The sequence below is a fragment of the Enterobacter sp. HNDS-6 genome (assembly GCF_039850505.1).
Classification (GTDB): Bacteria; Pseudomonadota; Gammaproteobacteria; order Enterobacterales; family Enterobacteriaceae; genus Enterobacter; species Enterobacter kobei.
The window spans coordinates 1,971,409-1,989,161 of the sequence record NZ_CP156673.1; the positions used below are offsets into that span (position 1 = coordinate 1,971,409).

The 17,753-nt window shown below is 56.2% G+C and carries 16 protein-coding genes; 6 read left to right on the forward strand and 10 right to left on the reverse strand.

The features are described 5' to 3' along the window. Nucleotides 1–84 precede the first annotated feature (84 nt). A complete protein-coding gene (gene adeP / locus ABFI50_RS09190; protein ID WP_137675653.1) occupies nt 85–1,422 on the forward strand; it encodes an adenine permease AdeP in 1,338 nt (445 codons plus the stop codon). Between the two features lie 91 nt (nt 1,423–1,513). Here adeP and ABFI50_RS09195 read toward each other — a convergent pair whose 3' ends face one another. From ABFI50_RS09195 to rpmH, 9 genes are all read right to left on the reverse strand, one after another. Then, nucleotides 1,514–2,080 carry an NADPH-dependent FMN reductase gene (locus tag ABFI50_RS09195; protein WP_014881896.1) on the reverse strand — a complete coding sequence of 189 codons (567 nt, stop codon included), beginning with the start codon at nt 2,078–2,080 and terminating at the stop codon, nt 1,514–1,516. A gap of 36 nt (nt 2,081–2,116) precedes the next feature. Continuing rightward, the gene (locus ABFI50_RS09200) at nt 2,117–2,863 is read right to left on the reverse strand and encodes a 4'-phosphopantetheinyl transferase (protein ID WP_045134500.1); all 747 of its coding nucleotides are present in this window, start codon (nt 2,861–2,863) and stop codon (nt 2,117–2,119) included. Nucleotides 2,864–2,985: 122 nt separating this feature from the next. Beyond that, nucleotides 2,986–3,957, reverse strand: coding sequence for an HTH-type transcriptional regulator YidZ (yidZ, locus tag ABFI50_RS09205; RefSeq protein ID WP_200923301.1), 972 nt, complete (start codon nt 3,955–3,957; stop codon nt 2,986–2,988). Further along, entirely contained in the window at nt 3,926–5,101 is a 1,176-nt protein-coding gene (locus ABFI50_RS09210; protein ID WP_032635228.1) for an MFS transporter, read from the reverse strand. The genes yidZ and ABFI50_RS09210 overlap by 32 nt, the downstream gene beginning before the upstream one ends. Nucleotides 5,102–5,212: 111 nt before the next feature. Next, complete coding sequence (mnmE, locus tag ABFI50_RS09215) at nt 5,213–6,577, reverse strand: tRNA uridine-5-carboxymethylaminomethyl(34) synthesis GTPase MnmE (RefSeq protein WP_014881900.1); 1,365 nt, start codon at nt 6,575–6,577, stop codon at nt 5,213–5,215. Between the two features lie 72 nt (nt 6,578–6,649). Then, nucleotides 6,650–8,293, reverse strand: coding sequence for a membrane protein insertase YidC (gene yidC, locus ABFI50_RS09220; RefSeq protein WP_347485895.1), 1,644 nt, complete (start codon nt 8,291–8,293; stop codon nt 6,650–6,652). A 2-nt stretch (nt 8,294–8,295) separates the two neighbouring features. Next, the gene (gene yidD, locus ABFI50_RS09225) at nt 8,296–8,553 is read right to left on the reverse strand and encodes a membrane protein insertion efficiency factor YidD (RefSeq protein WP_001307474.1); all 258 of its coding nucleotides are present in this window, start codon (nt 8,551–8,553) and stop codon (nt 8,296–8,298) included. Next, complete coding sequence (rnpA, locus tag ABFI50_RS09230) at nt 8,517–8,876, reverse strand: ribonuclease P protein component (RefSeq protein ID WP_014072458.1); 360 nt, start codon at nt 8,874–8,876, stop codon at nt 8,517–8,519. The genes yidD and rnpA overlap by 37 nt, the downstream gene beginning before the upstream one ends. Before the next feature lie 16 nt (nt 8,877–8,892). Beyond that, the gene (gene rpmH, locus ABFI50_RS09235) at nt 8,893–9,033 is read right to left on the reverse strand and encodes a 50S ribosomal protein L34 (RefSeq protein WP_000831330.1); all 141 of its coding nucleotides are present in this window, start codon (nt 9,031–9,033) and stop codon (nt 8,893–8,895) included. Between the two features lie 600 nt (nt 9,034–9,633). Here rpmH and dnaA point away from each other — a divergent pair. From dnaA to gyrB, 4 genes are read left to right on the forward strand one after another with little or no spacing between them, the layout of a single operon-like run. Beyond that, complete coding sequence (gene dnaA, locus ABFI50_RS09240) at nt 9,634–11,028, forward strand: chromosomal replication initiator protein DnaA (protein ID WP_014881902.1); 1,395 nt, start codon at nt 9,634–9,636, stop codon at nt 11,026–11,028. Between the two features lie 4 nt (nt 11,029–11,032). Further along, nucleotides 11,033–12,133 (forward strand): DNA polymerase III subunit beta, encoded by a 1,101-nt coding sequence (dnaN, locus tag ABFI50_RS09245; protein ID WP_010426557.1) that lies wholly within the window; start codon nt 11,033–11,035, stop codon nt 12,131–12,133. Further along, complete coding sequence (gene recF, locus ABFI50_RS09250; protein WP_014881903.1) at nt 12,133–13,206, forward strand: DNA replication/repair protein RecF; 1,074 nt, start codon at nt 12,133–12,135, stop codon at nt 13,204–13,206. The genes dnaN and recF overlap by 1 nt, the downstream gene beginning before the upstream one ends. Nucleotides 13,207–13,234: 28 nt before the next feature. Continuing rightward, nucleotides 13,235–15,646 (forward strand): DNA topoisomerase (ATP-hydrolyzing) subunit B, encoded by a 2,412-nt coding sequence (gyrB, locus tag ABFI50_RS09255; protein ID WP_014881904.1) that lies wholly within the window; start codon nt 13,235–13,237, stop codon nt 15,644–15,646. A 33-nt stretch (nt 15,647–15,679) separates the two neighbouring features. On the opposite strand, the gene ABFI50_RS09260 is transcribed toward gyrB, so the two are convergent. Beyond that, nucleotides 15,680–16,615, reverse strand: a complete 936-nt coding sequence (locus ABFI50_RS09260) for a LysR family transcriptional regulator (RefSeq protein WP_347485898.1) — start codon at nt 16,613–16,615, stop codon at nt 15,680–15,682. Between the two features lie 109 nt (nt 16,616–16,724). On the opposite strand from ABFI50_RS09260, the gene ABFI50_RS09265 reads away from it, so the two are divergent. Further along, nucleotides 16,725–17,750, forward strand: coding sequence for an NAD(P)-dependent alcohol dehydrogenase (locus tag ABFI50_RS09265; RefSeq protein WP_232931887.1), 1,026 nt, complete (start codon nt 16,725–16,727; stop codon nt 17,748–17,750). Nucleotides 17,751–17,753 lie beyond the last annotated feature (3 nt).

The window sequence follows — 17,753 nt, forward strand, 5'->3', positions numbered from 1 at the left end:
AAAAAAGTATCACGTAACCGCCACTATTGTCGCATTTTGGTATAGGATAGCGACGAATTTTCCCTCCTTGTTCGGAAATTGATGATGAGTCAACAACACACTACCCAGACATCTGGTCAGGGTCTGCTTGAGCGCGTGTTTAAACTGCGCGAGCACGGCACAACGGCACGCACCGAAGTGATCGCCGGTTTCACCACCTTCCTGACGATGGTCTACATCGTTTTTGTGAACCCTCAAATTCTGGGCGTTGCTGGCATGGATACCAGCGCCGTCTTTGTGACTACCTGTCTGATTGCGGCGCTTGGCAGCATCCTGATGGGCGTGTTCGCTAACCTGCCGGTTGCGCTGGCTCCCGCTATGGGTCTGAACGCCTTCTTCGCGTTCGTGGTGGTTCAGGCGATGGGGCTGCCGTGGCAGGTAGGCATGGGCGCAATTTTCTGGGGCGCTATTGGTCTGCTGCTGCTGACCATTTTCCGCGTACGTTACTGGATGATCGCGAACATTCCGGTGAGCCTGCGCGTGGGTATTACCAGCGGTATTGGTCTGTTCATCGGTATGATGGGGCTGAAAAACGCCGGTGTGATCGTTGCGAACCCGGAAACGCTGGTGAGCATTGGTCATCTGACCTCGCATAACGTGCTGCTGGGCGTGCTGGGCTTCTTCATCATTGCGATCCTGGCCTCCCGCAATATTCATGCGGCGGTGCTGGTGTCCATCGTGGTCACGACCTTACTGGGCTGGATGCTGGGCGACGTTCACTATAACGGTATCGTCTCTGCGCCACCGAGCGTTTCAACCGTGATTGGTCACGTTGACCTGGCGGGCTCCCTGAACCTGGGCCTGGCGGGTGTGATTTTCTCCTTCATGCTGGTCAACCTGTTTGACTCCTCCGGTACGCTGATTGGCGTGACGGACAAAGCAGGTCTGGCGGATGAGAAAGGGAAATTCCCACGCATGAAGCAGGCGCTGTTTGTGGATAGCATCTCTTCCGTCGCGGGCTCTTTCATCGGCACCTCGTCTGTTACCGCTTACATTGAATCCTCTTCCGGCGTGTCCGTGGGCGGTCGTACCGGCCTGACGGCAGTGGTGGTGGGTATTCTGTTCCTGCTGGTGATCTTCCTCTCTCCGCTGGCGGGTATGGTTCCTCCGTATGCGGCAGCTGGCGCGCTGATTTACGTGGGGGTGCTGATGACCTCCAGCCTGTCACGCGTGAAGTGGGATGATTTAACCGAAGCGGTGCCGGCGTTTATTACCGCCGTGATGATGCCATTCAGCTTCTCGATCACCGAAGGTATCGCGCTGGGCTTTATCTCGTACTGCGTGATGAAGATCGGTACCGGCCGCTTCCGCGATCTCAGCCCGTGCGTGATTGTTGTTGCGCTGCTGTTTGTGCTGAAGATTGTGTTTATCGATGCGCACTAAGGTGCGGTTTGTGGTGTCAGGTGGCGCTTCGCTTACCTGACCTACTGAAGAGTGTAGGCCCGGTAAGCGCTAGCGCCACCGGGCTTTTTTATCAGGCTTTAACCCGCTTAATATAATCCCCAAACGCCGTCAGCTGACCAGACAGATGGTCACGCGTGCTCTGGTCCACCACGTCACCCGTCTGTGGGTCGACCTTGTTCTGAATCACGCCACCCATAAACTCCGGCTTGTTCATCACCATCGCATCCAGGAATACCAGGATCTGGCGCAGGTGGTACTGGCAGCGTGCGCCACCAATGGCACCCATAGAACTGGTCTGGATGAGTACCGGTTTACCCGCCAGCGGCTGCTCAGGTAAACGGGACAGCCAGTCGATGGCATTCTTCAGGCCACCCGGAACCGAGTAGTTATACTCCGGGGTGACAATGACCACGCCGTCGGCCTGGCGTATCTGATCTGCCAGCGCCTCAACGCTCTGCGGGAACCCTTCTTCCTGCTGGACATCTGCATCATACAGCGGGATGTCACCAATAGACGGCAGGGCGCTAATCTCCATACCTGCCGGTGCCAGCTGTGGCAGCGTGCGGGCAACCATCCCGTTAAATGAACCTTTGCGCAGGCTTCCCAGTAACGTAACAACTTTCAACGTATCAGACATGATTACTCCTGTTTCATCATGATGACCCTGAATGGATCAGTTAAGGATGTATGCTTTTTCTGCCGGTAAGCTGGTTAATCGCATCAGACGTGCGGCGGGTTCGTTGGCTCGCTCGGGCACATCCGGAAGAGTACGCCATCCCTCTTTACTGTCAAATGCCCAAACCTTTAGCCGTTCGATGGCGGGGCTGACGGCAACGGACCATATCAACACATCTTCTGCATCGCTGAGCGCTTCTACAAGCGTTGCCTGAGCGGCACGCAGGCGTCCGGAGCCTGGTAACAGCTGCAACTGACGGGCGTCATCTGAGGCACAACCGCAGAGCTTGCGGATGCTCTGGCGCAGGGTGATGAGCTGAGCTCTGGCCTCGACGGGATCGGTTTGGTTGCGCACCCAGAGTTTTTCATTACTTGAGAGCGGGTAGTCATCGTGCGGGCTTGCACCGTGGAATCCTCGCGTTGCACGCTGAAGCTCCATATCCAGCCCGCAATCCCCCTCGGTGGTTAGCGCTACACCAATGATATTCCCCGTGTAGGCAATAGAAAAACGGGGGAGATCCGGGTCGGCAAAGACCGGGCGGCCTTCGGGTTGGGTGATGATCTCAGGCAGTTCGCTGGTGCCATACAGCATGAACATCAGTTCTGCGAGCAGCGCTCTGGACGCTAAAAAACGCGTTCTGCGGTGTTCGGGGAGTTTGAGCGCCTCACTGTGACAGGCGGAAGAGATTCTGGCCGATACGAGACGTCCTTCTGTGAGTATCCCTCTTGCAAAGTGCGTTGCCATTTTTCGCTCCTTGATAATGGTCGTATTCGGTTAAACGGTTACATGATTATCGCTCAACTTGCCTCCTGTTTTAATCAGTAAATGGGCGTAAGAGAAGCCTTAGGACCGAACTTTACATTTTCTTAGGCAAAAATCGGACTGTTGGCACCGTATAAGGCCTTGATGGTCTCCCGTAGCCAGAGGATTTTCGGATTATGGCTGTTCCGTTTATGCCAGATCAGCGTGAAGGGAACGGTCAGCTTTTCAGCCTGCGCTTCGTCAATGGGAATGGGAAGCGCGATCAGCTTCCGCTGGTGGAGGTGATTATAGTGATGGCAGTAGTGCGGAGCGGTGGCTATATAGTTATGACCGGGCTGAGCCGCCATAAACATCGCCTGTTCGAAGCCCGGCAGGCTCATGGCGATGGTGCGCTCACGTCCCATCTCCTTGAGAACTTCATCAAGCGCCCAGGTGTCGCTGCGTTCCCAGAAGATGCTGATATGGGGGTAGCGCAGGAAGGTCTCCAGATCCCACTCTTCCTGAAGTGCCGGATGGTCCTCGCGCAGATAGACGCACGGACGGTCGCTAAACAGGATTTCGTAGTCGATAAACCACGGCATCAGTTTCAGCAGTTCCCGCGAGCGCGGGTGCGTTTCGCGGCCGGTGAAGCCCACATCCACTTCCCCGCGCGTAATGGCGTCCAGCGAATCGTAATCCCAGTGACACATCTTCACCGTTGCCTGCGGATAGCGCTGGTTCACCTGTTCCAGCAGGTCATTAAAGCGGATCAGCATCAACGGCGTTTCTGCAGCCAGCATGAACGTTAGCCCGCCCGGCGAATCATGATGGAATTTGTCGAGGATCTGGTTGCCGATTTGCATCCAGTCCGCCAGGTCCTGCTCCAGGCTGACCGTTAGCGGCGTGGGCAGTAGCCCTAACGGCGTTTTGACAAACAGCGGGTCGTCGAACCAGTCGCGCAGCTTGCCCAGTGATTTACTTACCGCTGACGGCGTGACGTTCATCCGCTTTGCGGCTTTGGTGACGCTGCGCTCCTGCAGCAAAAGCTGCAGACAAAGCAAAAGGTTAAGATCGAGATTGCTGATGGGCTTCTTCATAGTTTGCCGCAGGCTGGATAACCAAAAGTAAAGTGATGCAGACCATGCTACAGCCAATCAGAATCCCGATCAGCATATTGAGCGCGTTAAGTCCGATGACCGCCGCCAGCCAAATCCACAGCGATGAACCGCAGACCTGCGCGATCCCCAGCACCGAGCTTGCCACGCCTGCCCGCAGCGAGAATGGGCCGAGCGCCTGACTCATCGCGACGCCAAAACCAACCGAGAATCCGGCGCAAATGAGGGTAATGCCCACCAGCATCACCGCGTGTGAGCTTGCCGTCGCCAGGATCAGACCTGCAGCGAGGAACAGCACCTGCGAGGTCAGCATCAGCATGCGCTGGCTGAAAATATTGAGTGCAAAAGGAGTGGAGAAGGAGACGGCCATACTGACCATGGCGGTTAAGGCCATCACCGTTGAATATTCTCCGCGATCGAAGCCCATGGTCTCCATCAGCAATACAGGTGAAACGTTTACATAGGTCAGGATCACCGCCACGCTGAGCGTAGTGACGGCCAGGCGACTGAGGAAAAAGCGGTTGATGAGTTTCTCGGCCGGGTGAATGCTTGCGGTATGACCGCTATTCTGCGAACCCGGGTGGGTCTCTTTCAGCACGGCAATCGACAGGACAAACACCAGCGCACCCATGGCTGCCATGGTCCAGAACAGGCTTTGCCACGGGAGTTTCAGCATGATCAGATAGCCTACGACGGGAGCCAGCACCGGGATGATGCAGGTTATGCCGTTCAGCATGGAGAGCACCTTCGCGCGACGCTGGGCGCTTAAGGTATCGCGCAGGATCGCAAAGGCCACCACATAGCAGCCACCCGCCCCAATGCCCTGAATAAAACGTCCTGTCAGGAACAGGGTGCTTTCCTGGGCGACGGAACACAGTATCGATGCCAGGGCGAACACAATCGCACCGGTAATCGCGACAGGCTGACGACCGGCCTTATCCGCAATTTTTCCGGCAAATACCATCGACGACGCCATCCCCGCGAGGTAGGCCGAAAACGCAATATGCAGCTGCGCTTCGCTGGCACCCAGATCGCGGGCGATGTGCGGTAATCCCACCAGATACATATCAATGCCAGACGGATAAAGCAGAACAAGCGCAAAACTACAAAACAGAAAACGAGCCATAAACCCCCCATGGATGCAGGCAAGCAGAATAGGGGGAGAAGAGGGATTAGGCGAGTTGCCATTTGGACAATGGTGATTTCCTGGGAGGAAATCACCATGGATTAGCGGATGTTATTTGCCAATACAGAAGCTCGAGAAAATCCTTCCCAGCAGATCGTCCGAGGTAAACTCCCCGGTGATCTCACTCAGATTTTGCTGCGCCAGGCGCAGCTCTTCCGCCAGCAGTTCACCCGCCCAGGCGCCGATCAGCTGTGCTTTGCCCTGGTCGAGATGACGGGCCGCCTCTTCCAGCGCCTGCAGATGACGACGGCGCGCAAGGAAGCCGCCCTCCATGCTGGTGTCAAAGCCCATGCTCTGCTTGAGATGGTTACGCAGGTCGTCCACGCCCTCACCGGTGCGCGCCGACAGGCGAATGAGCGAGTGACCATTCACATCGCTGATACCCAGCGTTTCACCGGTCACGTCTGCTTTGTTGCGCACTACGGTGATCGGCAGCTTAGCCGGCAGGCGGGCGATAAAATCTGGCCAGATCTCAGCCGGGTCAACGGCGTCGGTGGTGGTGCCGTCCACCATAAACAGCACGCGGTCAGCCTGCTCGATCTCCTGCCAGGCGCGTTCAATACCGATACGCTCAACTTCATCGCTGGCATCGCGCAGACCGGCGGTATCGATAATGTGCAGCGGCATCCCGTCGATGTGGATATGCTCGCGCAGCACGTCGCGGGTGGTACCAGCAATGTCGGTCACAATGGCCGCTTCACGGCCCGCCAGGGCATTCAGCAGGCTCGATTTCCCGGCGTTCGGGCGCCCGGCAATGACCACCTTCATCCCTTCGCGCAGCAGGCTGCCCTGACGCGCCTCGGCGCGCACCGCGTCGAGGTCGCTCATCACCTGGTTGAGCTGGGCTTCGATTTTTCCGTCAGAGAGGAAGTCGATCTCCTCGTCAGGGAAGTCGATAGCTGCTTCCACGTAGATCCGAAGGTGAGTAAGTGCTTCCACCAGGTGATTCACGCGGGCAGAGAATGCCCCCTGCAGCGAGTTCAGGGCGGAGCGGGCCGCCTGTTCAGAACTGGCGTCGATCAGGTCGGCAATCGCCTCGGCCTGGGCCAGGTCAAGCTTATCGTTCAGAAAAGCACGCTCGGAGAACTCGCCCGGCTTCGCAATACGCAGGCCTGGCAGGGTCAGAATACGTTTTAACAGCAGGTCGAGGATCACCGGGCCGCCGTGGCCCTGCAGCTCCAGCACGTCTTCGCCGGTAAAGGAGTTCGGGCCGGGGAACCACAGCGCAATGCCCTGGTCCAGCGGTGTACCGTCGCTGTCTTTAAACGGCAGGTAATCCGCGTAGCGCGGTTTTGGCAGTTTACCCAGCACCGCTTCGGCCACCTCGCGCGCCTTCAGGCCGGAGATGCGCAGAATACCTACACCACCGCGTCCCGGTGGGGTTGCCTGGGCGACGATAGTGTCGTTATGGCTCATGGTTGCTCTCGTTCAATACAAATAAAAAAGGCGGTCAATCGACCGCCCTTATTTTAGCGTTAACTTATCGGATCAGGACTTTTTCTTTTCGCGGCTATGCAGGCCACGTTTTTCCAGACCACGGTAAATCAGCTGCTGCTGGATGATGGTCACCAGGTTGCTGACGATATAGTACAGCACCAGACCTGACGGGAACCACAGGAAGAACACGGTGAAGATGACCGGCATAAAGGTCATGATCTTCTGCTGCATCGGGTCGGTCACGGTGGTCGGCGACATCTTCTGGATGAAGAACATCGTCACGCCCATCAGGATCGGCAGGATGTAGTACGGGTCCTGTGCAGACAGGTCATGGATCCACAGGGCGAACGGCGCATGGCGCAGCTCAACGGAACCCATCAGCATGTAGTACAGCGCAAGGAAGATTGGCATCTGAATCAGCAGCGGGAAGCAACCACCCAGCGGGTTCACTTTCTCTGCTTTATACAGGGCCATCATTTCCTGGCTCTGACGCTGTTTGTCATCGCCCAGACGCTCACGCATTGCCTGAATCTTCGGCTGCAGCATGCGCATCTTCGCCATGGAGGTGTACTGCGCTTTGGTCAGCGGGTACATGATGCCACGAACGATAAAGGTGATAACGATGATGGAGAAGCCCCAGTTACCCAGGAAGCTGTGGATGAACTTCAGCAGCTTAAACAGCGGCTGAGAGATGAACCACAACCAACCATAATCGACGGTCAGATCCAGGTGCGGCGCAACAGCAGCCATTTTGTCCTGAATTTCCGGGCCGACCCACAGGGTGCTTGCCAGCTTACCGGTTTGACCCGGCTGAACCAGAACTGGCTGAGATTTGTAGCCGATGGCTGCAATACCGTTGCCCAGGTTCGCGGTGTAGAAGTTATTGGTACCGTCGTTATTTGGCACCCATGCAGTCGCGAAATACTGCTGCAGCATTGCCACCCAACCGCCTTTAGCACTGACGTTCAGGTTTTCGTTATCGGCAATGGTGTCGAACTTGTATTTCTCATACTTCGCATCAGGCGTGGAGTATGCCGCGCCACGGAAGGTGTGCAGCGCGAAGTTGCTGCTTCCGGTGTCACGGTGAGACGGCAGATTGATGGACTGCTTCAGCTGACCGAAGGTAGACAGTTCCAGCGGTTTCGCACCGGTGTTCTGTACGCTGTAGCCCACGTTTACCGCATATTCACCGCGTTTCAGGGTGAAGGTTTTGGTGAACGTGTTGCCTGCCGCGTCGGTATAGGTCATCGGGATAACGAGTTCGTTCTGGCCATCAGCCAGCGCAAAGGTGTCGCTCTCGACGTTATACAGTGGACGCGCACCGTTAGCCGGGTTATCCGGGCCATCACGACCGGTCAGGCCGCTCTGCGCCTGGTAGATAAACTCTGGCGTGGTTTCCAGTAACTGGAACGGTTCGGTAGACTTCAGCTCTTTCGGGTAGGTCAACAGCAGCGCCTGCTCAACATCACCACCACGGGTGTTGATAGTCAGCTCAAGCACATCGGTCTTAACCGTAATCTGTTTCCCCTGGCCACTGGCCGGTACGCCCTGGTCGGCGGCGCTACCCGCTGCGGTGGTCGTAGTCTGCGTGGTCTGCTGCTGGGGGTGAGGATTTTTATCCTGCTCCCATGCCTGCCAGATCATGAAAGACACGAACAACAAAGCGATGATAAGAAGATTGCGTTGCGAATCCATCGTTAGTGTTCTCTGGTATCAAAAGGTCCTGGGGGGACGGGGTCGTCTCCACCGGGGTGTAAAGGGTGGCATTTTAATACGCGTTTCACCGTCAACCAACTGCCTTTTATCACTCCAAACCTGCGCAATGCCTCAATTCCGTAGCTTGAGCATGTTGGTGTGAAACGGCAGTGCGGCCCGAGTAGCGGACTAATCAGGCGTTGATAGACCCGAATGAGGGCTATCAGGACCCGTGAGCCAGGCGACAGTGGCGGCGCCATAATTTTTCCAACGCTTCCGAGAGAGCACGGTTATCGAGGTCGGCAACCCCCTTTTTAGCCACCACCACGAAATCCATAGAAGGCAGTTCGTGCTGACGTAAACGGAAGCTTTCACGCGTCAGACGTTTAATCCGATTGCGTTCATGCGCGCGCTTAACGTTTTTCTTGGCGACTGTGAGACCGATGCGGGGATGCCCCAGCGAATTTTGGCGGCCGAGGATGGTGATTTGCGGCGTGCCAGCCCGTTGTGGCTGCTGGAAGACGAAAGTGAAATGAGTGGGAGTTAACAAACGTAACTCCCTGGGAAATGCGAGCTTAACCACTCAGGGGTTAGCTTTATTACTTGGAAACGGTCAGACGAGCGCGGCCTTTAGCACGACGACGTGCCAGAACCTGACGACCATTTTTAGTAGCCATACGAGCACGGAAGCCGTGAGAACGGTTGCGCTTCAGTACAGACGGTTGAAAAGTGCGTTTCATGGCGATTTCTACCTAAACTTGAATAAATTCACTGACTTTTGCGTATACCCGAACGAGTTTCGAACGACTAACGCCTCAGCGTGGGTGATTAAAGAGGCCGGATTGTAATAATTGTACACTCCGGAGTCAATTCTCTTTCCTTATTTCCCGCGTATTTCCGCACGATTTCGCGTGGAAAATGAGCAACGGACGACGCAGGAAGATGAGCATCACGCGCCGGGTCGAGGATTATACGGGCTCGGCAACAAAGCGCAAGGATCGTCCCGGATCTTCGTTAGATCATTTAAGCAATAAATTGTCGTTGCTCATTAAATTTTCCAATATGCGGGCTAAATCGCGAGGCACTCGCGCCAGGATCGTTTACACTTACCCGGTTTCGGATCTTCCTGTGGATAAATCGGGAAGAATCTGTGAGAAACAGAAGATCTCTGGCTCAGTTTAGGCTATGATCCGCGGTCCCGATCGGGATCCCAGGATCCTGGTCAGGATTAAATTGCAGATAGCAATTCGCACGTCACCCTTTGCACAGGGTCATGTCGATGTGCGCCAACAATCATGAATATTCAATAGTTTTCTTTTATTGTTCGAGTGGAGTCCGCCGTGTCACTTTCGCTTTGGCAGCAGTGTCTTGCCCGATTGCAGGATGAGTTACCAGCCACAGAATTCAGTATGTGGATCCGCCCGTTGCAGGCGGAGCTGAGCGATAACACGCTGGCTTTGTATGCGCCAAACCGTTTTGTGCTCGATTGGGTAAGAGACAAGTACCTTAATAACATCAACGGCCTGCTGAACGATTTCTGCGGGTCAGATGTCCCGCAGCTGCGTTTTGAAGTGGGCACCAGGCCCGTCACCCAAACCGTTCGTGAAACCGTGAATGTCGCAGCGCCAGCTCAGGCCGCTCCTGCGCCAGCCCCTCGCGTTGCACCTGCTCGTCAGGGCTGGGATAACGTGCCTGCACCGGCAGAGCCAACCTACCGTTCCAACGTTAACGTGAAGCACACGTTCGATAACTTCGTTGAAGGTAAGTCGAACCAGCTGGCGCGCGCGGCGGCTCGTCAGGTTGCTGATAACCCCGGAGGCGCCTACAACCCGCTGTTCCTGTATGGCGGCACGGGTCTGGGTAAAACGCACCTGCTGCACGCGGTGGGTAACGGCATTATGGCCCGCAAGCCGAATGCGAAAGTGGTGTATATGCACTCCGAGCGCTTCGTTCAGGACATGGTAAAAGCCCTGCAAAACAATGCGATCGAAGAGTTTAAACGCTACTACCGTTCCGTTGATGCGCTGCTGATCGATGACATCCAGTTCTTTGCCAATAAAGAACGATCGCAGGAAGAATTTTTCCACACCTTCAACGCCCTGCTGGAAGGTAATCAGCAGATCATTCTGACCTCGGATCGTTATCCTAAAGAGATCAACGGCGTTGAAGATCGTCTGAAATCCCGCTTCGGCTGGGGCCTGACCGTGGCGATCGAGCCGCCGGAGCTGGAAACCCGCGTCGCGATCCTGATGAAAAAAGCCGATGAGAACGACATTCGCCTGCCGGGTGAAGTGGCGTTCTTTATTGCCAAGCGTCTTCGTTCCAATGTGCGTGAGCTGGAAGGAGCACTGAACCGCGTGATTGCCAATGCCAACTTTACCGGTCGTGCGATCACCATCGATTTTGTGCGAGAAGCGCTGCGTGATCTGCTGGCATTGCAGGAAAAACTGGTCACTATCGACAATATTCAAAAGACGGTGGCCGAGTACTACAAGATCAAAGTGGCAGATTTACTGTCTAAACGTCGTTCCCGCTCGGTGGCGCGTCCGCGTCAGATGGCGATGGCGCTGGCAAAGGAGTTAACCAACCACAGTCTGCCGGAAATCGGCGATGCGTTTGGTGGCCGTGACCATACGACCGTGCTGCATGCGTGCCGCAAGATTGAGCAGTTACGCGAAGAAAGCCACGACATAAAAGAAGATTTCTCCAATTTAATCAGAACACTATCATCGTGACGCTATGAAATTTACCGTTGAACGTGAACATTTATTAAAACCGCTGCAACAGGTGAGTGGCCCATTAGGTGGCCGCCCAACGCTGCCTATTCTCGGAAACCTGCTGCTTCAGGTCGCGGACGGTACGCTGTCGCTGACCGGTACAGATCTGGAAATGGAAATGATCGCGCGCGTTACGCTGACGCAGCCGCACGACGCGGGCGCGACCACGGTTCCGGCACGTAAATTCTTTGATATCTGCCGTGGGCTGCCGGAAGGCGCTGAAATTGCCGTGCAGCTGGAAGGCGACCGTATGCTGGTGCGCTCTGGCCGCAGCCGTTTTTCGCTCTCCACGCTGCCTGCTGCAGACTTCCCGAATCTGGACGACTGGCAGAGTGAAGTTGAATTCACCCTGCCGCAGGCGACGATGAAGCGTTTGATTGAAGCCACGCAGTTCTCCATGGCGCATCAGGACGTTCGTTACTACTTAAACGGCATGCTGTTTGAAACCGAAGGCGAAGAGCTGCGTACCGTAGCGACCGATGGCCACCGTCTGGCGGTCTGTTCTATGCCGATTGGCGACTCGTTGCCAAACCATTCGGTGATCGTGCCGCGTAAAGGGGTGATTGAGCTGATGCGTATGCTCGACGGTGGCGACACGCCGCTGCGCGTGCAGATCGGCAGCAACAACATCCGCGCGCATGTGGGCGATTTTGTCTTCACTTCGAAGCTGGTTGACGGCCGTTTCCCGGATTATCGCCGCGTATTGCCGAAGAACCCGGACAAGACGCTGGAAGCGGGCTGCGATAGCCTCAAGCAGGCGTTTGCCCGTGCCGCCATTCTCTCTAACGAGAAATTCCGCGGCGTGCGTCTGTACGTGAGTGAAAACCAGATCAAAATCACCGCCAATAACCCGGAGCAGGAAGAGGCAGAAGAGATTCTGGACGTCACCTACGCCGGAACCGAGATGGAAATCGGCTTCAACGTCAGCTATGTGCTGGACGTGTTGAACGCGCTGAAATGCGAGAACGTGCGCATTCTGCTGACCGACTCCGTATCGAGCGTACAGATTGAAGATGCTGCCAGCCAAAGCGCGGCTTATGTTGTCATGCCAATGAGACTGTAATGTCGCTCACCCGTCTGTTGATCCGCGACTTTCGCAACATCGAAAGCGCGGATCTCGCTCTCTCCCCTGGCTTTAACTTCCTGGTTGGCGCAAACGGCAGTGGCAAAACCAGCGTGCTGGAAGCCATCTATACGCTCGGCCATGGTCGGGCGTTTCGCAGTTTGCAGATTGGCCGCGTCATTCGCCACGAGCAGGAATCTTTTGTTCTGCATGGGCGTTTGCAGGGGGCGGAGCGAGAAACCGCCATTGGCCTGACCAAAGACAAGCAGGGCGACAGCAAGGTACGCATCGACGGCACCGACGGCCACAAGGTGGCGGAGCTGGCGCTGCTCATGCCGATGCAGCTGATTACGCCCGAGGGGTTTACTTTACTCAACGGCGGCCCCAAATACAGAAGAGCATTCCTCGACTGGGGATGCTTTCACAACGAAGCCGGTTTCTTTAACGCCTGGAGCAACCTGAAGCGCCTGCTCAAGCAGCGTAACGCCGCGTTGCGCCAGGTCACCCGTTACGCCCAGCTGCGCCCGTGGGATTTGGAGCTTATCCCTCTCGCGGAACAGATCAGCCGCTGGCGTGCCGAATACAGCGCAGGTATCGCCGAAGACATGGCCGACACCTGCAAACAGTTTTTACCCGAGTTCTCTCTCACCTTCTCCTTCCAGCGCGGCTGGGAGAAAGAGACGGATTATGCCGAGGTGTTAGAGAGAAACTTCGAGCGCGACCGCATGCTGACCTACACCGCGCACGGCCCGCACAAGGCGGATTTCCGCATTCGTGCCGACGGTGCGCCGGTGGAAGACACATTGTCGCGCGGGCAACTCAAGCTCCTGATGTGCGCACTGCGCCTGGCGCAGGGAGAGTTCCTCACTCGCGAGAGCGGGCGACGCTGCCTGTACCTGATAGATGATTTTGCCTCGGAACTTGACGACGCGCGGCGCGGGCTGCTTGCCAGCCGCTTAAAAGCCACGCAGTCGCAGGTTTTCGTCAGCGCGATTAGCGCTGAACACGTTATGGACATGTCGGACGAAAATTCGAAGATGTTTACCGTGGAAAAGGGTAAAATAACGGATTAACCCAAGTTGAAATGAGCGAGAAACGTTGATGTCGAATTCTTATGACTCCTCCAGTATCAAAGTCCTGAAAGGGCTGGATGCGGTGCGTAAGCGCCCGGGTATGTATATCGGCGACACGGATGACGGCACCGGTCTGCACCACATGGTATTCGAGGTGGTAGATAACGCTATCGACGAAGCGCTCGCGGGTCACTGTAAAGACATCGTGGTCACCATCCATGCGGATAACTCCGTCTCCGTCACTGATGATGGCCGTGGCATCCCAACCGGTATTCACCCGGAAGAGGGCGTCTCTGCTGCGGAAGTGATCATGACCGTTCTGCACGCAGGCGGTAAGTTTGACGATAACTCCTATAAAGTTTCCGGCGGCCTGCACGGCGTAGGCGTCTCCGTGGTTAACGCCCTGTCGCAGAAGCTGGAGCTGGTTATCCAGCGTGAAGGCAAAATTCACCGTCAGCTTTATACGCACGGCGTGCCGCAGGCACCGCTGGCCGTCACTGGCGACACGGACAAAACCGGTACCATGGTGCGTTTCTGGCCGAGCCTCGAAACCTTCACCAACGTCACCGAATTCGAGTATGACATCCTGGCGAAACGCCTGCGTGAACTGTCGTTCCTGAACTCCGGTGTGTCGATTCGTCTGCGCGACAAGCGTGACAACAAAGAAGACCACTTCCACTACGAAGGCGGGATCAAGGCGTTCGTTGAGTATCTGAACAAGAATAAAACGCCAATTCACCCGAATATCTTCTACTTCTCCACAGAAAAAGACGGTATCGGCGTTGAAGTGGCGTTGCAGTGGAACGATGGTTTCCAGGAAAACATCTACTGCTTCACCAACAACATTCCACAGCGTGACGGCGGTACGCACCTGGCGGGCTTCCGCGCGGCGATGACCCGTACCCTGAACGCCTACATGGACAAAGAAGGCTACAGCAAAAAAGCGAAAGTCAGCGCCACCGGCGACGATGCCCGTGAAGGTTTGATTGCCGTTGTCTCCGTGAAGGTGCCGGATCCGAAGTTCTCATCACAGACCAAAGATAAGCTGGTCTCTTCTGAGGTGAAATCGGCGGTTGAACAGCAGATGAACGAACTGCTGAGCGAATACCTGCTGGAAAACCCGTCTGACGCGAAAATCGTTGTCGGCAAAATTATTGACGCGGCACGTGCTCGTGAAGCTGCGCGTAAAGCCCGTGAAATGACCCGTCGTAAAGGCGCTCTGGACTTAGCGGGTCTGCCAGGCAAGCTGGCTGACTGCCAGGAACGCGACCCGGCGCTCTCTGAACTGTACCTTGTGGAAGGGGACTCCGCGGGCGGTTCTGCGAAGCAGGGCCGTAACCGTAAGAACCAGGCAATCCTGCCGTTGAAGGGTAAAATCCTCAACGTTGAGAAGGCGCGCTTCGACAAAATGCTCTCTTCTCAGGAAGTAGCGACGCTTATCACCGCGCTGGGCTGCGGCATTGGGCGTGACGAGTACAACCCGGACAAACTGCGTTATCACAGCATCATCATCATGACCGATGCGGACGTCGACGGCTCGCACATCCGTACGCTGCTGTTGACCTTCTTCTATCGTCAGATGCCGGAAATCGTTGAACGTGGCCACGTCTACATTGCACAGCCACCGCTGTACAAAGTGAAGAAAGGCAAGCAGGAACAGTACATTAAAGATGATGATGCGATGGATCAGTACCAAATCGCGATCGCGCTTGACGGTGCAACCCTGCACGCGAACTCTCATGCACCTGCACTGGCCGGCGAGCCGCTGGAGCGTCTGGTTTCTGAGTTCAACGCCACTCAGAAAATGATTGGTCGTATGGAGCGTCGTTATCCGAAAGCGCTGCTGAAGGAGCTGATCTATCAGCCAACCCTGACCGAAGCCGAACTGAGCGACGAACAGGCAGTTACCCGCTGGGTGAACACCCTGGTGAGCGAGCTGAACGAGAAAGAGCAACACGGTAGCCAGTGGAAATTTGACGTTCAGCAGAACGCGGCCCAGCAGTTCGAGCCGATTGTTCGCGTGCGCACCCACGGCGTCGACACCGACTACCCGCTCGAGCACGAATTCGTGACCGGTCCGGAATACCGTCGTATCTGCACCCTCGGCGAGAAGCTACGCGGTCTGATCGAAGACGATGCGTTTATCGAACGTGGCGAACGTCGTCAGCCGGTTGCCAGCTTCGAGCAGGCGCTGGACTGGCTGGTGAAAGAGTCCCGTCGCGGTCTTTCTATCCAGCGTTATAAAGGTCTGGGTGAAATGAACCCGGATCAGCTGTGGGAAACCACCATGGATCCAGAAAGCCGTCGTATGCTGCGCGTCACCGTGAAAGATGCGATTGCAGCCGACCAGCTGTTCACGACGTTGATGGGCGATGCGGTTGAACCACGCCGTGCCTTCATCGAAGAGAACGCGCTGAAAGCGGCGAATATCGATATTTAATCGTAGTGAGATTGCTTTACTGAGGCCGCGCATTTAGCGCGGCTTTTTTATGGGCGCAGACAAATCCAGCGACAGCACTGACGGTAAACGGCTGGCGAGCATATCGACGGCAATTCTGACTCTCAGTGGCAGATGTGGCGTCTTTTGCCAGACTGCATGAACGTCGAAGCGCACTTCCGGTGCCTGCTTTAACAGCGGGATGAGTTTTCCCTGATGAATTTCTCTGCTGGCCATCCAGCAGGGCAGCCACGCAATGCCGTATCCGGCCAGCGCCGCATCGCAGATAGCCTGCAAGTCGTCCATGTTGAGTGAGGAGCGGGGAGTAAAGGTGTGCGACGTCCCTTCGTTATCCATCAGCTCCCAGGGCAAAACTCTGCCTGCACGCAGATAGTTAATGGCTGCATGGTGTGCTAAATCCGCAACGCTTTGTGGCTGGCCCCTCTCCAGCAGGTAATCCGGCGCGGCGCACAGCACCATCCGGTGCTCCCCCAGCCTTCTGGCGACCAGCATGCTACTGTCCTGCAGCGTGCCGTTACGTACCGCCATATCGAATCCTTCCTCCACGAGAGCCACCACGCGGTCGCTGAACGACATTTCCAGTTCAAGACCGGGGTGCTCCTGCGCCAGTTCTATCAGCAAAGGGGCAACGCACTGGCGGCCAAACAGAACCGGCATGGCGACGCGCAGGCGGCCACGGATCTGCTGTTTCCCGGACTCAAGCAACGATTCTGCGCCCCGAATCTCCTCCAGCGCGCGCAGGCAGCGTTCATAAAAAAGAGCGCCGTTATCGGTCAGCTTCAGGCTACGGGTGGTGCGCTGAAACAGACGAACGCCAAGACGCTGTTCAAGGCGAGCGATGCTTTTTCCTACCGCCGAGCGTGACAAATGCAGACGCATGGCGGCCTGAGCAAAACTTCCCGCCTCCACGGCGGCGACAAAAACAGGGATATCCTTCAGCGTATCGCTCATGAATTGTATCTTTTATGGCGTCAATAAAGAGAAAACTTATCGCCACTGGAGAGATTAAGTCAACGGTAGACTGTCAGAACTGAAGCTTAATTGATGGCAGGAGTAAATTATGACAGAGACAATGCAACGCTGGTCCATGAATGCCCTCGGGCGCGAGAACCTCAGACTCATTCAGGAACCTGTTCAAACGCCTGGCCCGGGTGAAGTGCGCGTACGAGTAAATGCCGTTGCACTTAACTATCGCGATAAAATGGTTATTGAAGGCACGATGCCGATTCCGCTTGCCTTCCCGTTTACCCCTGCGTCTGACATGGCGGGCGTGGTGGACAGCACGGGCGAAGGCGTAACACGTTTCAAACCCGGCGCTCGTGTCATTTCCACTTTCTTCCCGGAGTGGATCGACGGCAGGCCGCAGGCGGACGCGCGCAATTTGCCCTATAAAACCTCCGGCGGCTATTTCCAGGGAATGCTGGCCGAGTATGTGATTGTGAAGGAAGACGCGCTGGTGGCCGCCCCGGACACTCTGGACGATGCAGAAGCCAGCACGCTGCCCTGCGCAGGGCTTACCGCCTGGTTCGCGCTGGTGGAGCGCGGTCAGTTACGTGCCGGGCAATCGGTACTGGTGCAGGGGACGGGCGGCGTGGCGATATTCGCCCTGCAGATCGCAAAAGCGCACGGCGCAGAGGTGTTTGTCACCTCGGGGAGCGATGAAAAACTGGCGCTGGCCAAAAAACTGGGCGCCAGCCAGGGCATCAACCGGCTGAAAGGCGACTGGGCTGAAAATACCCTGGCGCTCACGGAGGATCGCGGCATCGACCATATTATCGAAACCGTGGGGGGAGAGAACCTGAAGCATTCCCTGCGTGCCGTTGCCGTTCACGGGCGTATTTCTGTTATTGGCGTGCTGGCCGGAAGTGAGATTTCGCTGTCCGCTGGCGAACTGTTGCTGAAATCTCCGGTCATTCAGGGGATTGGCGTCGGGCACCGCCGGGCGCTGGAAGATTTCGTCCGCGCTGTGGATGTGACGGGACTGAAACCTGTGATCGAGCATCGCTACCGCTTTGATGAACTCGAACAGGCGCTTAAACACCTGGATCGCGGTGCGTTTGGCAAAATTGTCCTGACCCGCGAGTAAGGC

Bases quoted from the DNA above. Each gene is read 5' to 3' on its own strand.
- adeP (WP_137675653.1), top strand. From the start codon at position 85: ATGAGTCAACAACACACTACCCAGACATCTGGTCAGGGTCTGCTTGAG.
- ABFI50_RS09195 (WP_014881896.1), bottom strand. From the start codon at position 2,080: ATGTCTGATACGTTGAAAGTTGTTACGTTACTGGGAAGCCTGCGCAAA.
- ABFI50_RS09200 (WP_045134500.1), bottom strand. From the start codon at position 2,863: ATGGCAACGCACTTTGCAAGAGGGATACTCACAGAAGGACGTCTCGTA.
- yidZ (WP_200923301.1), bottom strand. From the start codon at position 3,957: ATGAAGAAGCCCATCAGCAATCTCGATCTTAACCTTTTGCTTTGTCTG.
- ABFI50_RS09210 (WP_032635228.1), bottom strand. From the start codon at position 5,101: ATGGCTCGTTTTCTGTTTTGTAGTTTTGCGCTTGTTCTGCTTTATCCG.
- mnmE (WP_014881900.1), bottom strand. From the start codon at position 6,577: ATGAGCCATAACGACACTATCGTCGCCCAGGCAACCCCACCGGGACGC.
- yidC (WP_347485895.1), bottom strand. From the start codon at position 8,293: ATGGATTCGCAACGCAATCTTCTTATCATCGCTTTGTTGTTCGTGTCT.
- yidD (WP_001307474.1), bottom strand. From the start codon at position 8,553: ATGGCGCCGCCACTGTCGCCTGGCTCACGGGTCCTGATAGCCCTCATT.
- rpmH (WP_000831330.1), bottom strand. From the start codon at position 9,033: ATGAAACGCACTTTTCAACCGTCTGTACTGAAGCGCAACCGTTCTCAC.
- dnaN (WP_010426557.1), top strand. From the start codon at position 11,033: ATGAAATTTACCGTTGAACGTGAACATTTATTAAAACCGCTGCAACAG.
- recF (WP_014881903.1), top strand. From the start codon at position 12,133: ATGTCGCTCACCCGTCTGTTGATCCGCGACTTTCGCAACATCGAAAGC.
- gyrB (WP_014881904.1), top strand. From the start codon at position 13,235: ATGTCGAATTCTTATGACTCCTCCAGTATCAAAGTCCTGAAAGGGCTG.
- ABFI50_RS09260 (WP_347485898.1), bottom strand. From the start codon at position 16,615: ATGAGCGATACGCTGAAGGATATCCCTGTTTTTGTCGCCGCCGTGGAG.
- ABFI50_RS09265 (WP_232931887.1), top strand. From the start codon at position 16,725: ATGACAGAGACAATGCAACGCTGGTCCATGAATGCCCTCGGGCGCGAG.